This window comes from Pandoraea sp. LA3 (assembly GCF_022696215.1).
GTDB classification, from domain to species: Bacteria; Pseudomonadota; Gammaproteobacteria; order Burkholderiales; family Burkholderiaceae; genus Pandoraea; species Pandoraea capi.
Genome location: NZ_PTPY01000038.1, coordinates 457,175 through 474,942, shown reverse-complemented (window position 1 = coordinate 474,942; position 17,768 = coordinate 457,175). Strand labels below are relative to the sequence as shown.

Annotated in this window: 12 protein-coding genes; 3 read left to right on the top strand and 9 right to left on the bottom strand. The window is 64.7% G+C overall.

All coding sequences use genetic code 11. The features are described 5' to 3' along the window. Nucleotides 1-25 precede the first annotated feature (25 nt). Nucleotides 26-646: a molybdopterin-dependent oxidoreductase gene (locus C5N93_RS24545; protein WP_242561292.1), complete on the top strand. Its 621-nt coding sequence runs from the start codon at nucleotides 26-28 to the stop codon at nucleotides 644-646. 11 nt (nucleotides 647-657) lie between these two features. On the opposite strand, the gene C5N93_RS24540 is transcribed toward C5N93_RS24545, so the two are convergent. Continuing rightward, nucleotides 658-2,787: an alpha/beta fold hydrolase gene (locus C5N93_RS24540; protein ID WP_242561291.1), complete on the bottom strand. Its 2,130-nt coding sequence runs from the start codon at nucleotides 2,785-2,787 to the stop codon at nucleotides 658-660. After that, nucleotides 2,787-3,740 carry a DUF4105 domain-containing protein gene (locus tag C5N93_RS24535; RefSeq protein ID WP_242561409.1) on the bottom strand — a complete coding sequence of 318 codons (954 nt, stop codon included), beginning with the start codon at nucleotides 3,738-3,740 and terminating at the stop codon, nucleotides 2,787-2,789. The genes C5N93_RS24540 and C5N93_RS24535 overlap by 1 nt, the downstream gene beginning before the upstream one ends. 118 nt (nucleotides 3,741-3,858) lie before the next feature. Between C5N93_RS24535 and C5N93_RS24530 the strand changes: the two genes are divergently transcribed. Then, on the top strand, nucleotides 3,859-4,206 hold the full coding sequence (locus C5N93_RS24530) for a hypothetical protein (RefSeq protein WP_242561290.1): 348 nt from the start codon (nucleotides 3,859-3,861) through the stop codon (nucleotides 4,204-4,206). Between the two features lie 7 nt (nucleotides 4,207-4,213). Beyond that, complete coding sequence (locus tag C5N93_RS24525) at nucleotides 4,214-4,954, top strand: hypothetical protein (protein WP_242561289.1); 741 nt, start codon at nucleotides 4,214-4,216, stop codon at nucleotides 4,952-4,954. A 15-nt stretch (nucleotides 4,955-4,969) separates the two neighbouring features. Here C5N93_RS24525 and C5N93_RS24520 read toward each other — a convergent pair whose 3' ends face one another. The 7 genes from C5N93_RS24520 to C5N93_RS24490 all read right to left on the bottom strand — a co-directional run bounded on the left by C5N93_RS24520 (nucleotide 4,970) and on the right by C5N93_RS24490 (nucleotide 17,620). Next, the gene (locus tag C5N93_RS24520; RefSeq protein WP_242561408.1) at nucleotides 4,970-6,454 is read right to left on the bottom strand and encodes an efflux transporter outer membrane subunit; all 1,485 of its coding nucleotides are present in this window, start codon (nucleotides 6,452-6,454) and stop codon (nucleotides 4,970-4,972) included. 137 nt (nucleotides 6,455-6,591) lie between these two features. Next, entirely contained in the window at nucleotides 6,592-9,885 is a 3,294-nt protein-coding gene (locus tag C5N93_RS24515; protein WP_242561288.1) for an efflux RND transporter permease subunit, read from the bottom strand. Next, on the bottom strand, nucleotides 9,882-13,052 hold the full coding sequence (locus tag C5N93_RS24510) for an efflux RND transporter permease subunit (RefSeq protein ID WP_242561287.1): 3,171 nt from the start codon (nucleotides 13,050-13,052) through the stop codon (nucleotides 9,882-9,884). Before C5N93_RS24510 ends, C5N93_RS24515 begins: the two co-directional genes overlap by 4 nt. A gap of 52 nt (nucleotides 13,053-13,104) precedes the next feature. Continuing rightward, nucleotides 13,105-14,379 (bottom strand): efflux RND transporter periplasmic adaptor subunit, encoded by a 1,275-nt coding sequence (locus C5N93_RS24505; RefSeq protein ID WP_242561286.1) that lies wholly within the window; start codon nucleotides 14,377-14,379, stop codon nucleotides 13,105-13,107. 433 nt (nucleotides 14,380-14,812) lie between these two features. Next, nucleotides 14,813-15,817 carry a sterol desaturase family protein gene (locus C5N93_RS24500; RefSeq protein ID WP_242561285.1) on the bottom strand — a complete coding sequence of 335 codons (1,005 nt, stop codon included), beginning with the start codon at nucleotides 15,815-15,817 and terminating at the stop codon, nucleotides 14,813-14,815. A gap of 12 nt (nucleotides 15,818-15,829) precedes the next feature. Next, nucleotides 15,830-16,885 carry a cytochrome D1 domain-containing protein gene (locus tag C5N93_RS24495; protein WP_343031995.1) on the bottom strand — a complete coding sequence of 352 codons (1,056 nt, stop codon included), beginning with the start codon at nucleotides 16,883-16,885 and terminating at the stop codon, nucleotides 15,830-15,832. 156 nt (nucleotides 16,886-17,041) lie between these two features. Continuing rightward, entirely contained in the window at nucleotides 17,042-17,620 is a 579-nt protein-coding gene (locus C5N93_RS24490; protein WP_242561284.1) for a PadR family transcriptional regulator, read from the bottom strand. Between the last annotated feature and the right edge of the window lie 148 nt (nucleotides 17,621-17,768).

Here is a 17,768-nt window from a genome sequence, read left to right as displayed (position 1 = left end):
CGTGCTATCCGCTTCTTCCTTCGCCATGAAAAAACGTCAATTCCTCGCCGGTGCCGTGGCACTGGGCGCATCGGTGCCTGTGCTCGCCAAGCCGGGCGTATCGGGTGTATCGGGGCCTTCTGCGGGGGCGTCGTCCGGCCCGGTGTCGACGCCGCTCGTCACGATTTCCGGTGCGATCGAGCGCCACAATCGCGGCCCCGTCGATCCGGCACTGGATCAGCTGTTCCACAAGCAACTGGTGCAATTCGATGCGGGATATGCGCTCGACTTCGCCATGCTCACGCGCATGTCCGCCCAGACGATCCGCCCGACGCTCGAATACGACGCCAAGCCGCATACGTTGCGTGGCCCGCGTCTGGCCGACGTGCTTATACAGGCGGGGGCGCCGTCGAACCCGGCGACGCAGGTGCTGCTGCGCGCCATTGACGGCTACGTCGTGGCAACCACACTGGGGCAAGTGCGTGAGTACCGCTTCCTGCTCGCCACGCATCTCGATGACAAGCCGCTCGCGCTGGGCGGACTCGGACCGTTGTGGGCGGTGTATGACCCGGCCGCGATTCCCGCACTGGCGGGCAAACCGCTCAAGGAGCGGTTCACCCTTTGCCCGTGGGGCGTTTATCACATTCAGGTCAACGCGGTGTCCTGAGCGGCGACCGCTCAGCGCGACGTCGGGCGGCCCGGCAGCGACGGGGCCAGCGGCGGGGGATCGATGGGCTGGAACGGGCTCATTCGCCCCGGCAGTTTGACGGGCTCCAGTTCGTCGACGTCTTCATGCAGGATTCGGCGGATTTCCAGAATGGCCTGCGGCGTTTCCTGCACGCTGTGGCCGGCCACGATCACCCGCTCGGACTCGGCGCCTGCGAGATGCGCGCTGGTGTAGGGCACCACGCCGTCGCTCGACGCTTCGAGCGGCCCCTGCGCACTACGTCGCGCAATGATCGAGTGGTACTGCACCGCCGGCGATATCTTCAGCCCGGCGGCGGCCATCACGTACGGATCGTTGTCGCGCAACTGATCGATGCTGTTGGGCACGTAACGTGTCTTGCCCTCGGACGGGTTGTCCTCCGAGCCGGTCGCGTAGTGCAGCACGTCGTCGATGCTCGAGAGCAGGGTGACGGGGAGTTTGATGAGGTTCGAGACCCACCGTCCGAGCCGGTTACGGGCGAACGGCGTGCCGCGATGCGGCGCGGCAATGAAGATGGCCCGCTCGAATTGCGGTACCGGCCGGAAGTCGAACAGCGGGTCGAGCCGGTCGCGGGCGCGATCGATCTGTTCATCGTCCAGGTGATACTGGCTCTGGAATGTCTCCCACAAATCGTCATCGGAGCTGGAGACCATCAACCGGGCGATCACGCCGCCCATGCTGTGCCCGATGATCACGGCGTTATGCGACGCCGCTGACAGGCCGTCCGGATCGAAGTTTTTCAGCGTGGCCGCGAATGCGTTGCGAATGGCCATCGCGTTCACGAGGATCGGTGAATTCGTCGGGTAATAAACCTGCCAGACCTGAAAATGCTCGCGCAGCGTGGCGTCGCCCTGAATCTCGTTGGCCAGGTTCACCCAGGCTTCGGGGCTGCTCGCCAGACCGTGCAGCATCAGGATCACGCGGCGTCCCGGATCGAACGGCTGCATCAGATAGATGTGGGGACGCACGATGCCCCGGTCGCGCCCGAACAGGGTGCGCAGCGATTGTTCTGCAAAACCGGAGCGCGCCAGCCAAAGACCGTAACCGGCGGTGAAGTTGCCCGCGAGCGGCACCAACTGATGGTTGAGCTCGACCGACGTCTGCCGGTAGGGGTCGTAGACGACCAGCGTGGCGACCTGTGTCGTGAGCACCTCTTCGAGGGTCGTGCCGTTAAAGCGCAGCAACAGCGTGAGCGAGGGCGAGGGCATCTCACTGAAGACGGGGCCGGCGTTGGGATCGGTAGCACGCCGGAAGTCGCGTGACGCGCGGCTCTCACGGGTGCTCAGGCCACCGCGCGAACCGCTGTCGTCGTTGTCGTAATCCGGCCCCGTCGCAGCATCGCCGCGTGGCGTCGGGCTGCGGGTGGTCGCGGAGAGTGCATCGGCGGCGGACTTCTCGTCGAGCACGGCAACGAGTTCTGCGCCGAAGCCGTCGCGTCGGTACGGGCTGCGCAGCCCCGCGAACGATAGCGTCGAGGCGGGTAGCACTTCGCGCGGCTGAGTACGGTTCCCGGCGAATCGCACGCTGCTGGTATCCACCGGCAACGTCCACCCGGCAATTTTGTCGCTGCCCGTTTGCTGCACCCGGCGGAAAAGGGCGACGGCGAAGTTCTGCACGGCATAGTTGTAGTAGTCGCGGACCTGCGTCTGCCGGTCCTCGAACGCGCGCTCGCTCGACGGGCGGTCGCTGTAGAACAGGTACGCATACGAGTAGCGCGCGGTGCGCAACCACAGGTCGAACTGTGCGTCATTCCATTGCTTGTCGCCGGGGGACGTTTGCGCGATGGCGAGTTGCATCGAGATCTCTGCCATTGCCGCCAGTCGCCGGTCGACATCGATTTCCTTGGCGCGGCCCAGGGCATCGATACAGTCGAGCGACGTTTTGGCGCAGGTCGTCTCGTCCAGTCCGGCCACCCGGATCGTCTGGTCGGTCGAGGCACTGAGCTTGCCTGTGGACAGAATGTCACCGCGCTTCATGGCGATGTACTGCTCCGGGCCGAGGGAGCGGACTTCCACCATCGCGCAGCCCGAGAGGACCGTCAGCCAGAGGACGGCGGCCAGCGCACCGGCACGACGAAGCCCCGATTGCGTGCGAGCGGACATCACGGCTTCACCGTCGGATCGTCGCCCGGCACGCCCTGACGGATGCGTGTCGAGAAGTCCGGTGCGTCGCCGGCGGCCAGCGCCCGCTGCACGAAATTACCGCGCTCATAGAGCTGGGCGTAGGTGAAGCCGGGCGTCAGACCGCCCTGATCGTAGGCGTATTCGGCAAAGTAGCCGGACAGCAGCAGGCGGTAGTCGAGGGGTAATCCGGGCGCGATGAGCCGTGCGATCTCGAAGACGATGGTGGTGCAGTTGCTCGTAAGCGTGTTGTACCAGGCTGGCTCGCTGCGCAGTTCGCGCGCGCGTGCCAGATAGCCCAGAAACACCTCGCGTAGTGCTTTCGGCGGAATGTTCAGCCGGTAGAGGTAGGTCGTCTCGCCGCGCACGTTGCTGCGCACACGCAGGATGTCGCGCTCGTCGGCGGCGACCAGCGTCGCTTCGAAGTCCTTGAAGAATCCGCCGACAGCCGAGAACTTCTGCCCCTGCTTCTTGCGGATCTCGATGGAAAACACTACGCGCTTGCCGTCCGAAAAGCCAAACGAGACGAGCGTGTGCGCAATCGCGGGGCCCATCCAGTATGAGAGGACCAGATCGGCGCTGACGAGCTTGTCAAGGTCGTATTCGCGGGTTTCCCACCGGGGGGTGAAGTCGGTTTCGGTGCGCCATTCGAAATTGCGCACGTTGTGCAGTGTGACGCGCGAGCCGTCGATCTGTGAATCGAGCAGTTGTGCCACGTCGGCAGCCCAGTTGCGGTCGTTGGACGGCCGGATCGTTTGCCACCACCCGATGAGCAGAATCGCCGCGATCAGAAAGCCCAGCGGCCAGCCCCGGAGCGGCACGCCGGCGCGCACGCGCAGCAGTGCAACGAGGGCCGCGACACCGAGCAACACCCACAGCGCGATGACGAGATAGCGCACGAGCGCCGGGCCGGGGCAGCGGTAGACGAGGGCCATGGCCCCCCAGGCGCAGACGCCCAGCACGAGCAGGGCAAGAAAGGCGCGCAGCACGTACACGTACCACGCGATGTGATGGCCGGCGAGCGCGTCGCCGGCGTGGGATTGCAGATGCACCATGATTCGCAGAGTTCGATCCGGGGTGGCCGCCGGTCAATGTTTCAGCCATATGGCAGGTCCGATCGCCATGCGACCGGGCTACGGTATCGATAGCCGCTCGGCCCAACCCGTGCGACGCACCCCCCATTTTTTCCTGTTCAGCGTCGAAGAATACCAGCAGACCGGCCTCAAGGACTTCCAACGATTTACCTGCGTCGAGCGCGGAAGGTCTGGAGGTCGTCTGCATGAACGGCACTTCGGTGTAGAAGCGCTGAAGTCTCAGGCAGGCCGCGCCGGGCGCAACGGACGTTACAATGCCTGCCCCATCGGCCGGATTTCAGGCCCCACGGTTAAGGAGACGTCATGAGGCTCAGGTGTTGAGGCGGCCCGGGAAGGCGCTTGCGGCGGCGGTATCCCCATCATTCGCGACAAAGCGGCAGGGAATCGCGCGTGCGCTCGCATGGGGCGTGGCGCTCGTCGGCGTCGCGGTGGCGCTGAGCGCCTGTACGACGCGCCCGTTTCAGCCTGCGCCACCGCTTTACACGCTGTGGGCGAAGCCCGGTGTCGATGTGCCGGGCGTGCGAAGCGCGATGCTGGCCTGCGGATTTCCCGATGCGGCACACGTCGAGCCGAAGGACATGACGCTCAACGACTATGCCGGCGCGCAACGCTGCATGATCGACCGGGGCTTTCGCTATCAGGACCGCCGAATCGTCTGCACGGATTTCCCGCGTCTGCCCGCGTGCGCCGGTTTGCCGCGAGGCAAGACGTTCGGCACGGACCCGGATGTCGATCCGTCGACACTAGCCTCGACATCCTCTGCACAGACGGTTCAGCCGGCCTATACGTACTGGACACGTCCCGGCGACGACATCGCAGCAGTGAAGCGGGAGATGACGGCCTGCGGCTACACGGAATTGAACATGCCGTCAGACGTCATGCCGCTCAACGACGTTGCCGCCGCGCAGTTGTGCATGCTCGACAAAGGGTTCCGGTACGGTTGGCCCTCGCAGGCGCTGCTCTGCAAATCGACACCTTCGCTGCCGGCCTGTCGTGGCAAGGCGATCAATGTACAGCGTTGCTGTGCGCCTCCGACGCCGGCCGGACAAAAGTGACGAAGTGTCACGTCGTCACTTGGCGGCGGACGTCGCCTGATCCGTAGGTCCTGACGGCGCATTGGCGTCGGTAGGTGCAGGCGACCCGGTCTGCCCCAGCGCGTCGTCCGACCACCCGCCACCGAGGTCGCCGATGAGCGACGCAGCGGCCAGTAACCGCGATTCCTGCACATTCAATGCGTTTTGCCGCGTGGTGAGTTGCGTCGTCTGTGCGGTGACGACGGTCGTGTAATCCACCGTACCCGCCTGATACTCGCTCATTGCGATGCGGGCGCCTTCCGTCGAGTCGCGCACCGCTTCGTCGAGCGTCTGCGCCTGCTGTTCGAGGATGCGCAGCGATGCCAGATCGTTCTCCACACCCTGCAATGCCGTGAGGACGGTGCCCCGGTAATTCGCCACGGCCGCGTCGTAGGCAGCGCGCGCGGCATCGACCTTGGCGCTTCTTGCGCCACCGTCGAAAATCGTCTCCGACGCGCTCGCGCCGAGCGACCACACGTAATTGGCAATCTTGAACAACCCTGCGACGGGGGCGGCGGACAGCCCGTCCGTGAGCGACAGCGTGATGTTCGGGTAGTAGGCGGCGAGTGCAACACCGATGGCCGCGTTCTGTGCGGCCATCTGCCGCTCGGCCGTTGCGATGTCCGGGCGCCGCTGAAGCAGTGTCGACGGCAAGGCGATGGGCACGTCGGGCAGGCGCGGCAACGCAGTGCTGTGCGGGATCGTCAGCGATTCCGGATTGCGTCCGACGAGCACGGCGATGGCATGGGCATACTGCGCCCGCGAGATGCCGAGCGCGATCAGACTGGCGCGGGCGTTTTCCAGTTGCGTGCGCGCCGTAATGATGTCGGACGGCGGCACCGTTCCTGCCCGGTCCTGGGCAGCCACGACCCGAAGGTACTCCGTGTAGGCGGCGACGGTTTGCGTCAGCAGATCGATGTTCGCGTCGGTGATGCGCAAGTCGATGACGGCGTTGGCGAGCGCGATCTGCTCGGACAGCGTCGCGTTGGCCAGCGTGGCCTGACTGGCCTGCGCGGTGGCGCTGCTTTGCTCGATGGAGCGCCGCACCTGCCCCCAGATGTCCGGCGCCCAGCTCACGCTGGCTTCGGTCGCGGCCGAGCTCACGATGTTCGCGCCGTTGCGCGAGGCCAGCGCCGCGGACGTGCTGGCGCCGCCGCTGCTGCCGCGCGAGCGGCTGGCCGAGGCGTCGATGCCGAGCGTCGGGAACAGCCCCGCGCGCGCCTGACGGACTTCGGCGAGCGCCTGCTGATAGTTGGCGTAGCTTTGTCGCACGGTCTGGTTGGAGACTTCGACCTGCGGCTCCAGCGTGTCGAGCAGCGGATCGTGGAAGGCCGTCCACCATTGGCCTTTCGGGCCTTCGGCGTCGGGACGCGCTTGCGTCCAGCCCGCCAGTTCGGTGTAGTGGGTCGGCATATCGACGAGCGGGCGCTGGTAGTCCGGGCCGACAGCGCAGCCGGCCAGTGACGCGAGCCCGACCAGCATGGCGGCGCAGGCCAGCGACACCCGCGTCGGGGATTGACGCTTACGGGGCGAAGTGCGTGAAGTGCGTGAAGCGCGTGAAGTGCAGGAAGTGCGCGCAATATGCGTCAGGGGCATGCGATATGCCTTTGCGAACCAACTCATGATCGAACCTCCGGGCCGGGATCGCGATGCCAGGGCAGGCGCGTGGACCAGCGTGCGAGCCGCGCGCGCAGGCGGTCCAGATACAGATAGATGACGGGCGTTGTGTAAAGCGTGAACACCTGACTCAGGAGCAGGCCGCCCATGACCGTGACGCCGAGCGGCTGGCGCAACGACGCCCCCTGACCCAGCGCGATGGCAAGCGGTACGGCGCCGAGCACGGCGGCGAACGTCGTCATCATGATGGGGCGCAACCGCACGACCGCCGCTTCGTGAATGGCCTGCTTGGCGGGCATGCCTTCCCGGCGCTGTAATTGAATGGCGACGTCGACCATCATGATGCCGTTCTTCTTGACGATGCCGATGAGCAGAATCATGCCGATCAGCGCGATGACGGAGAACGGCGTGCCGAAGATCAGCAGGGCGAGCGTGGCGCCGATGCCCGCCGACGGCAACGTCGAAAGAATGGTCAGCGGGTGAATCGTGTTCTCGTACAGCACGCCCAGCACGATGTACACCACACCGAGTGCCGCGAGGATGAGCAGCGGCACCGTGCCCATCGACTGCGAAAACGCCTGTGCCGCGCCCGCGAACGCGCCGTGGATGGAGGCGGGCATGCCGATGGCGCGCGCGGCGTCGTCGATGGCGACCTGCGCCTGACTCAGTGAGCCCCCCGCCGGGAGATTGAACGACACGGTGGCCGCGACCATGCCGCCTTGATGGTTGACCTGCGTGGCCGTGTGCCGCGCCGTGAAGCTCGCGAGCGCGGTAAGCGGCACCATCGTCTCCGCGGCCGTGCTGTCCGCGCTTCCGCTGGAGTTGCCTCCCCGGCTGTTCGAGATCGCGTTGTTCTGCTGGTTGGCCACGGCATTGGCGTTGAGCGCATTGGTGCCCGAGGCCGCAGTCTTCGCGCTCGCGCCGCTGACAGTCTTGCCGGACATCTGCGTCTGCCCCGTGCCGCTGGCGTTGCCCGCCGCAGTGCTCAGGTAGATCTGATCGAGCGAGTTCGGATACTGCCAATACTCGGGCGACACTTCCATGACGACGAAGTACTGATTGATCGGGTTGTAAATCGTGGAAACGGTGCGCTGCCCGAAGGCGTCATACAGCACGTTATCGATCTGGTTCGGTTGCAGGTTGAAGCGTGCGGCGGTCTGACGATGCATGTTCACGTACATCTGCAAACCGTTCTGCTGAAGATCGGTATTCACGTCGAGCACCGTCTGCCGATGCTTGCTCAACTCGGTCACGAGCTTCGGCACCCACTGATACAGCGCCTGTGCATCGTCGCTCGTCAACGTGTACTGGTATTCGGCCGCCGACTGTCGTCCGCCGATGCGCAAGTCCTGCTGCGCCTGCAAGAACAGGCGCGCGCCGGAGACGCCATTGAGCTTGGGCCGCAGCCGGTTGACCACTGCTGCCGCCGACAGGTGTCGCTCGGCGAGCGGCTTGAGTTGCACGAACACCGTGGCGGAGTTGAGTGAACGTCCGCCGGTGAAACCCGCCACGGAGGCCACGGCGGGGTCGGTCTGGACGATGGTCTGCAACTGTTCCAGCTTCTGGCGCATGGCCGGGAACGAGATGCTCTGGTCAGCCATGATCTGACCGATCAGAATGCCGGTGTCCTGCTCCGGGAAGAAGGTGGCGGGCAGCAGCCGGAACAGGAAGAGATTGCCGACGAGCAGGCCCAGCATCACCAGACCGACGAGACCGGCATGGTCGAGCACTGCCGTAAGCGAGCGCGCGTAGGCATCGCGAAAGCGGTCGAACTGGCGGCCGATCCATGTCGACCACCGGGCCTGCGAGACGGCCGACTCGCGGGTGAGCACATAGGCGCACAGCGTCGGCGTGACCGTGAGCGAGATCACCATGGAGATCAGGATCGCGATCGACAGGGTGACGGCAAATTCGTGGAACAGCAGGCCGACGATGCCCGGCATGAGCAGGATCGGCAGGAAGACGGCGATCAGCGACAGGCTCATCGACAGCACGGTGAAGCCCACTTCACCTGCGCCTTGCAGGGCGGCTTCCTTCGGGGGGACGCCAAGTTCCAGATGACGCACGATGTTTTCCATGACGACAACCGCATCGTCGACGACAAAGCCTGTCCCGATGGTCAGCGCCATGAGCGAGAGGTTATCCAGACTGTAGCCGAGCAGGTACATCGGCCCGAAGGTGCCGATGATCGACAGCGGCAGGACGACGGCCGGGATCAGCGTCGAGTTCGCCGAGCGGAGGAACACGAACACCACGCCGATCACGAGCAGCACCGCCAGCACCAGCGTGCGTTCCGTGTCGCCCAGCGACGCCTCGACCGAGACCGAGCGGTCCAGCGCCACGTTGACCTTGATGTCGTGCGGCAGCGTGGCTTCGACCAGCGGCAGGATCTTGCGAATCTGCGACACGGTCCTGACGACATTGCTGCCCGGCGACGGATAGACGATCACCAGCACCGCAGGGCGGTTGTTGAAGAGCCCGGCATTGCGGATGTTCTCGTTGCTGTCGCGCACGAGCGCCACGTCGCGCAGCATCACCGGCGCGCCGTTGCGATAGGCGACGACGAGATCCTTGTAACCGTCGGCCTTGCCGATCTGGTCGTTCGAGGTGACCTGAAAGCGCTGATCGCCCTGATCCAGATGGCCTTTGGCGCTGTTCGCGTTGGCGGAGGACAGGGCAGCGCGCACGTCCTCCAGTCCGATTCCGTAGCTGTTGAGCTCGCCCGGCTGTAATTCGACCCGTACCGACGGCAATGCACCGCCGCCCACCGTGATCTGGCCGACGCCGTCCACCTGGGAGAGTTGCTGAAGGATGACGGAGTCGGCCGAATCGTAGAGCTGTGCGGTCGTGAGCGTGGCGGACGTCAGGGCAATGACCATGACCGGCGTGTCGGCCGGGTTGAATTTGCGGTAGCTCGGATTGCTGCGCAGCGTGCTCGGCAAGTCCGCTCTTGCGGCCTGAATCGCGGCTTCGACATCGCGCGCTGCACCCTCGATATCGCGCTTCAGGCCGAAGACGACCGGAATCGAGACCGAGCCGACGGTGCTCGTCGAGGTCAGTTCGGTCACGTCGGCGATCACTCCGAGTCGGCGTTCCAGCGGTTCGGCAACGGTGGACGCCATGATCTCGGGGCTCGCGCCCGCCATGCTCGCCTGCACGGCGATCACCGGGAAGGCGACGTTGGGCAGCGGCGCCACGGGCAGCCGCAGGTACGCCAGACAACCTGAAATCAGCACCGCAACGGCCAGCAACGTGGTCGCGACCGGGCGCTTGATGAACAGGGCCGAAAGGTTCACGGCTGGTCTCCCGCATTCCCCGGGTCTTGCGCACCCTCCGGCTTGTCCGAGGCGCCCGGGCGGCCGGCGGCTTGCTGCCTGCGCCGCGCCCGGCGCTCACGCACGCGTGCCGCGAGCCGGTCGAAATACAGATAGATGACGGGCGTGGTGAACAGCGTGAGCAACTGGCTGAGCGTGAGGCCGCCGATGATCGCGAGCCCCAGCGGACGCCGCAGTTCCGAGCCGGTGCCCGAGCCGAGCAGCATGGGCAGCGCACCGAGCATGGCCGCGAGCGTCGTCATCAGAATCGGCCGGAAGCGCAGCAGCGACGCCTCGAAAATGGCCTCGCGCGGTGGCTTATGCTGCGAGCGCTCGGCGTCGAGGGCGAAGTCGACCATCATGATCGCGTTCTTCTTGACGATGCCGATGAGCAGCACGATGCCGATGATGCCGATGACGTCGAGATCGCTTCCGGTGAGCATCAGCGCGAGCAGGGCGCCGATACCGGCCGAGGGAAGGGTCGACAGGATGGTGACCGGATGGATGAAGCTCTCGTACAGCACGCCCAGCACGATATAGACAGCCACGAGCGCGGCCACCAGCAGATAGACCTCGCTCGAGAGCGAATCCTCGAACGCCTGCGCCGCGCCCTGAAACGACGATGCCACCGACGGCGGCAAATGCACCGCCTGCTCGGCGCTGCGGATTGCCTTGACGGCGCTGGAGAGTGAGGCGTCCGGCGCCAGATTGAATGACACCGTCACTGCCGGGAATTGCTGCAAATGGCTGATCGCCAGCGGCGTGCGCACCACCTTGAGTTGCGCGATGGCCGAGAGCGGCACCTGACCGCTCGCACTCGTCTGGCTCGGTAGATAGAGGGTGCCCAGCGACTGGATCGTGTTCAGCGAGTCGGGCTTGGCAACAAGAATCACCCGATATTGTGCCGACTGCTGGAAGATCGTCGACACGATGCGCTGGCCGAGCGCGTCGTACAGGGCATTGTCGATGGTCGCGGGCGTAATGCCGTATCGCGCCGCCAGTTGACGGTTCACTTCCACCTGAATCGACAGGCCGCTGGTGTCGAGATCGCTCGCTACGTCGGTAATCGACGAGATCTGCTTCAGCCGGGCGATGAGCGGTGGCACGTACTGCGCGAGCGTCGCCTGATCGGGGCCGCGCAGTACGAACTTGTACTGGTTGGGCGAGACCGTGGTGTCGAGCGTCAGATCCTGCGCGGGCTGCACGTAAAGCTTGATGCCGGGCACCTTCGCCGTGGCTTGCTGGATGCGGCGGCCGACCTCGGCGGCAGTCTCCGAGCGGTCGTCGTGCGCCTTCAGGTTGATGAGGAAGCGGCCGTTGTTGAGCGTGGTGTTGATGCCGTCGATGCCGACGTACGACGTGATCGAGGTGACATCGGGGTCTTGCAGCACGACGTCGGCCAGCGCGGTCTGCCGCTTGACCATCGCCGCATACGAGACCGAGTTGTCCGCGACGGTGATGCCTTGCAGCACGCCGACGTCCTGCACGGGGAACAACCCCTTCGGAATCACGATGTAGAGCACGACGGTGAGCACCACTGTGCCGATGGCAACCATCAGGGTCAGAAACTGGTGGTCGAGTACCCATCGCAGGCCACGCTCGTAGGCGGCGAGCGTCTTGTCGAAAATCCGTTCGCTCACCCGCTCGAAACGGCTGGGGTGCCGTGCCTCCTGCGCGCGCAGGATTCGGGCGCAGAGCATCGGCACGACGGTGAGCGAGACGATCGCCGAGATGACGATGGTGACGGCGAGCGTGACGGCGAACTCGCCGAACAACCGCCCGATGACCCCACCCATGAAGAGTAGCGGGATCAGCACGGCGATCAGCGAAATCGTGAGCGACATGATCGTGAAGCCGATCTGACCGGCCCCGGCCAGCGCGGCTTCCAGCGGCGCCATACCGGCTTCGAGGTAACGCACCACGTTCTCGATCATGACGATGGAGTCATCCACCACGAACCCGGTCGCGATGATGAGCGCCATGAGCGAGAGATTGTCGATGGAATACCCCAGCTCGTACATCACCGCCAGCGTGGCGATCAGCGACACCGGCACCGAGATGCTCGGAATGATGGTCGCGGGCACGTTGCGCAGGAAAACGAAGATGACGGCGACCACGAGCACCACCGCGAGCACGAGTTCGAAGGCGGCGTCGCTCACCGATGCGCGGATCACGCCCGTGCTGTCGGAGACCACGCTGACTTTCATGCCGGCGGGCAGCGTCGCTTCGAGTTGCGGCAGCGCCCGCTTGATCTGATCCACGGTGGCAATGACGTTCGCCCCCGGCTGACGCTGGACGTTCAGCACGATGGCCGGCGTCTTGTTGAACCATGCGCCACGTTCGACGTCCTGTGCGGCTTTCGCCACGTGTGCGACGTCACGCAGATAGACAGGATTACCGTTCTGATAGGCGATGACGGTATCCAGATAATCCTGTGGATCGGTGATCTGGTCGTTGGCGTCGAGCGTGTAGTCGAGTTCCGGACCGTCGAAATTGCCCTTCGGCTGACTGACGTTCACGTTGGCGAGCAAGGTGCGCAGGTCGTCCAGATTCAGACCGTAGGCGGCGAGCTTCTGCGGATCGGCTTCCACACGCACCGCCGGGACATTGCCGCCCGCCAGCGTGACTACGCCCACGCCCGCGACCTGCGAGATCTTGGCGGCGAGGCGGTTGTTGGCGGCGTCCTGAAGCTGGGTGAGCGACAGGGATGAGGACGTGACGGCCAGCGTCATGATCGGCTGATCCGCCGGGTTGACCTTGGCGTAGGTCGGCGGTGCGGGGAGTCCGCTGGGGAGCAGACTGTTCGCGGCGTTGATCGCCTGCTGCACGTTCTGCTGCGCGACGTCGAGATTGAGCGCCAGATCGAATTGCAGCGTAATGACGGACGACCCTTCGGCGCTGTACGAAATCATCTGCTGCAAACCGGGGATCTGCCCGAGTTGCACTTCGAGGGGGGCCGTAACCGTGGTCGCCATCACGGAAGGGCTGGCGCCGGGGTAGAACGTCTGGACCTGAATCGTCGGATAGTCGACGCTCGGCAGCGACGACACGGGCAGCACCCGCACCGCCACGAGCCCGACGAGGACGAGCGCGATCATCAGCAGCCAGGTCGCCACCGGACGCAGGATGAAAAGTCGCGAGAAATTCATGAGCGCGTGCCTTGGAGCGTCGGATCAGGCCAGATGGCTCGCCGTGGGCGGCTCATCGGGACGAGGGGCTGGTGGCGGCCGATGCGCCGGAGGCGTCGGCGTTCCTATGTCGCCCCTGACGTCCCTCATGCGCCCCGGCAGGTTCGCTGGCCGCCGCGCTGCTTGCCGCGACCGGCAAGGCAATGTGCGCGCCGTCGCTCAGTCGATCCATCCCGTCGGTGACGACCGTCTCACCGGCGTTGAGGCCACTCGTGACCACCGTGTGCTTCCCGTCGCTCGGTCCGATGGTGACCTTGCGCAACGATGCCGTCTTCTGCGCCGTGACGACATACACGAAATCCCCCGGCGCGCCGCTTTGCACTGCGGGTGTGGGCACGAGCATGGCGTGATCGAGCGTGTCGACAAGCAGCTTCACGTTGACGAACTCTTGCGGGAAGAGCACTTCGTCGTCGTTGGCGAATCGGGCGCGCAGGGTGACGGTCCCGGTCGCCGTCGCCATCTGGTTGCTTACTGCGTAGAGCGTGCCGGTGGCGAGTTGCTCGGTGTTGTCGCTCGAATAGACGGTGACCGCCAGCGGTGTCCCGGTGCGGTAGCGTTTCATCACCGCCGGCAGGGCATTCTGGGCGACGGTGAACTCCACGGTTGTCGGTTTGACGCTGGTGATGACCGCGATGCCGGTTGTACTGGTGGTGCTCACGTAGTTGCCGGGATCGACGAGGCGCAAGCCCACGCGGCCCGAGACGGGCGCTGTGATCCGACAGTAGGTCAGGTCGAGTTCGAACTGCTTGATGTTGGCCAGATCGGCCTTCACGGCGGCTTCGTCCTGCGCCACGGTGAACTGCTGATCGGCGTACGTCTGCTCGGCAATCGCCCGCTGCTCGTGCAGTTGCGTGTAGCGCGCGAGATCGGCCTTGGCCTGAGCGAGGGCCGCCCGGTCCTTGGCGAGTTGTGCCTGTGCCTGTTCCTTGCTGATTTCGTATTGACGCGGATCGATCTGTGCGAGGAACTGGCCCTGTTTGACGTCTTGCCCTTCCTGATAACCGACCTGCGTGAGGTAGCCGCTAAGCTGCGGCAGGACCGTGACGGTGGCTTCGGGCGTGACCGTGCCGAGCGAGGTGATCGTGACCGGCATGCTGCCGTAAGTCACTTGTGCGACGGAGACGATTTGCGGGGCGACATTGCGTCGTGCGGCTGGCCGGTGCAGCAGGTGCCATGCGATCCACGCCACGACCATCAGGATGAAGATGCCGATCCAAAGCGCCGTGCGCCGCCGCTTCGGGGGCGCCGGTTGCTGAGGTGACACTGCGGTGTTGGACGTTTGCTCCATGGCTGCCTCCGCCTGATGATTTGCCGGGATATCGAGCCGATTCCCGGACGGGGAGGCCACGTTTATCAGTCTAGCGACGAGGGCGTCGGACTTGGTATCAGGCGGGGGTGGCCGAGGTTACGGCGTGTTACGCGCGGCCTGGCGAAACGGGCGACGGTGCGCATGACGAAGCGGACATCGCGCGCGACGCGCCTGATGCTCGTCCGAGAACGTCGAAATGCAAAAAACGGGGTGAAATCGCTGGAAAATCGTCGCGAAAGCGCCGAATTTGCGGATTGGGGAAGGGGCAAATACGCCGGACGGAGAGGCAGGAGGAGGGCCGTGATCCGGCGATTCTCCCCCTGTTACATCGTGTTACCGCAGCGCCGCCGGTAAGCGGCTGGAAGGCATTGCGTCCTTCGTGCCGGGTGGCGACGAACCGCCCGGGCGGGGCTCAGACCGGCTGACGACCGGACGTTCGGCGCGGCACGATGCGTTTGGCAATGCGCCCGAGCGCACGTACTTGTTGCGCGATCACCCCGATGCCATAACGGCGCGAACGGCCTTCCGGTGCAGGCAACTGGTCGCGAATGCCGGTCGGCTCGACGGTGCGCTCCCACGACGCCGTGCGGAACAGCATGTCCCACCACGGGAACAGCACCCCGAAGTTGCAGCCGTAGCGCGTGCCTTCATGTCCGTAGCCGATGGCGTGGTGGCGACGGTGGAATGTCGGGCTCACGATCAGGCGTTCGAGCACCGGACCATACGGCAGACGGGCATTCACGTGCTGCACGCTTTGCAGGAAGTTACCCACCGCCACGAGCACCACATACTGCGCGGGTTGCACGCCGATGAAGAGGGCGATGGCCGCGAAGAACCCGGCTTGCAGGATGTCGTCGAGGAAGTGATTCCGGTCGTCGGACCACAGCGACATCTGCTGCTGGCTGTGATGCACGGCATGCAGCTCCCACCAGACGCCGAAACGATGTTGCCAGCGGTGATACCAGTAACCGGCGAAGTCGAGCACTGTCAGGTACATCAGGAACGACACGATCGGCTGATCCGTCACCCCGGGGTACAAGCCATCGAGATCGACGCTCGGCAGCCCATGGATCACCATCTGGCTCTGCAACTCGTTAAAGACCGGTTGCAACACCACGAAGAACAGCAGATTCAGAATGCCGAGCTTGGCGATCCAGGTGTAGATGACGTCCGAGCGAACCTGTTTGCGGTCCTGCCACTGTTCGAGCGGACGCAGGGCTTCGAGCGGACGCAACAGCACGTACGTCAGGCCGACCTGCAAGACGCCGATGATCACGAGATAGAGGGCGTCGTAGATATCATCGTCGTAGCCCATCAGGTTGAAGTGGAACAGCAGCGGCTGCACCACATCGACGTAGATGAGCGTCTGGGCAGCGGAAATGCCGCTATCGACGAAATTGATGGCTTCCTGAATCATCTGTCGGCCCTGTCAGTCCGGGTTCGGCGAGAGAACCGGGGCGCGCTCGGCAAAATAGATGCCGTGCGGCGACCGGTTGACGGCGATGGTATCGACCAGTTTGCGCGTGGTCAGGTCGATTACGCCCACGTGGCGCGCAAATCGGAACGTTACCCAAAGATAGCGTTTATCTGCGGACAATTCCATATCGTCCGGCCCCGGCATCAGACCGGTGATGTCGGCCACCTTGGTCAGCGTTTCGTAATCGATGATGCTGATGGTGCTCTCGACCCGGTTGCTCACGGCAATGTGGCGGCCATCGGAGAGCGAGCGGAAGTTGTGCGCGCCGCGTCCCGTCTGAATGCGCTTGACGACTTTCTGCGTGCGCCAGTCGACTACTGCGACGTCGTCCTCGCCAGTCATGCCAACGAGCAGATACTTGTCGCCCGGCGTCATCCACAGACCGGCCGGCGTCTTGCCCACCGGCATGCGCCATTTGACGGTCTGCGTCGGCAGATCGATCGCGACCAGTTCGCCCGAATCCTGCAACGTGACGAAGACCGTCTTGCTGTCGGACGAGAACGTCATGTGGCTCGGCGTCTTGGCCAGCGGGATACGCTTGGCCACCGTGACGTTTTCACCGTCGTAGTGATACAGATCGACGCGATCGAGGCGCAGTGCCGCGGTGACGAACCATTTGCGGTCGGGCGAGAAGCCCAACTGATAAGGATCGTCGATGTCGGCGACCTGACGCTGGAACTTGCCCGTGTTCGGATCGAGGAACATCAGGCTGTTCGAGACCGAGTTGGCCACGATCAGCGAGCGTTTGTCGGGCGTGATCATCAGGTGATGCGGCTCTTTGCCCGTGGGCATGGTGCCGACGACCTTGTGCGTCGCCTGATCGATCAGCGAGAGTTGCGCGGCTCCGGAGTCGAGCACGATGACCGTGCCGGCGTGAGCGGACGAAACTGCCAGGGGGAGCGTAGCGGCAACCAGCATCGACAGCACCGTGCGCTGGGAGGCAGCGCGGGCACGGCTGGCAAGCCAGGAAAGCGTGGAGGGCTTGAGGGGCTTGAAGGAGAACACCATGAATGCCTAGGGTGGGGCGAAAAACGGCGACGTTCGCCGGTCGGCCGGAATGTCCGGCCTGGACACCTGCTTAACGTCGATTCTCACGTTAAACGCGCCAGACACCCCATCCGTTGACAAGAAAATGGGACGAATTCCTATGTCGCGCAGTCCACGTCAGGTGGCCTGACGGTCTTCGGTCACGGCGTCATCCCATTGCGCCAGCAACTGCAGGGCTTCCCGTGTCCAGTCGAGCCATCCCTGCTCGTAACGCACCCCCAACCGGAGGATGTGACGCTGTAGCGCGGCCTCACGGGTCAGCGGCCTACCGGTTTCATCTGCCGGAAAATCCCGGGCCTCGATAGCCTGATACGCCGCCAGTTTCTGCGCATGGAGCGCCGAGCGGCGCTGCAATTCGGGCACCAGACCGAGCGGGCCGATGGCGGCGTCGGCCCGCAACCGGACCATGAGGTCGTCGCGCAGATCGGCAGGTTCCGTGGTCGTGGCCACCCAGGCGAGCAACTCGTCCCGCCCGGCGTCGAGCACCCGATAGACACGTTTGCGTGTGCGACCGCCGTCCGGAGCGGCCGCCGAGTCGATCCATCCAGCCGTCTCCATGCGCGCCAGTTCGCGGTAGATTTGCTGGTGCGTGGCGTGCCAGAAGAAGCCGATGGACTTGTCGAACCGGCGCGCCAGGTCGTATCCCGAGGAGGGCTTTTCCAGCAGCGAGGTCATCAGGGCGTGGGCGAGCGGCATGCCCGCTAGTCTAGGGACTCTAATCGCACTATGCAACGTGTTGCATAGTCGCTCGCGCGCTTAGAATCGTCGAACTATGCAACCGGTTGCATAACCGGAACAAGACCAACCTATAAGAGACCCCACGGCACCCCGCCGAACGATGAGA

Bases quoted from the DNA above. Each gene is read 5' to 3' on its own strand.
- C5N93_RS24490 (WP_242561284.1), bottom strand. From the start codon at position 17,620: ATGCCGCTCGCCCACGCCCTGATGACCTCGCTGCTGGAAAAGCCCTCC.
- C5N93_RS24510 (WP_242561287.1), bottom strand. From the start codon at position 13,052: ATGAATTTCTCGCGACTTTTCATCCTGCGTCCGGTGGCGACCTGGCTG.
- C5N93_RS24500 (WP_242561285.1), bottom strand. From the start codon at position 15,817: ATGATTCAGGAAGCCATCAATTTCGTCGATAGCGGCATTTCCGCTGCC.
- C5N93_RS24535 (WP_242561409.1), bottom strand. From the start codon at position 3,740: ATGGCCCTCGTCTACCGCTGCCCCGGCCCGGCGCTCGTGCGCTATCTC.
- C5N93_RS24495 (WP_343031995.1), bottom strand. From the start codon at position 16,885: ATGGTGTTCTCCTTCAAGCCCCTCAAGCCCTCCACGCTTTCCTGGCTT.
- C5N93_RS24545 (WP_242561292.1), top strand. From the start codon at position 26: ATGAAAAAACGTCAATTCCTCGCCGGTGCCGTGGCACTGGGCGCATCG.
- C5N93_RS24505 (WP_242561286.1), bottom strand. From the start codon at position 14,379: ATGGAGCAAACGTCCAACACCGCAGTGTCACCTCAGCAACCGGCGCCC.
- C5N93_RS24520 (WP_242561408.1), bottom strand. From the start codon at position 6,454: ATGCTGGTCGGGCTCGCGTCACTGGCCGGCTGCGCTGTCGGCCCGGAC.
- C5N93_RS24530 (WP_242561290.1), top strand. From the start codon at position 3,859: ATGATTCGCAGAGTTCGATCCGGGGTGGCCGCCGGTCAATGTTTCAGC.
- C5N93_RS24540 (WP_242561291.1), bottom strand. From the start codon at position 2,787: ATGTCCGCTCGCACGCAATCGGGGCTTCGTCGTGCCGGTGCGCTGGCC.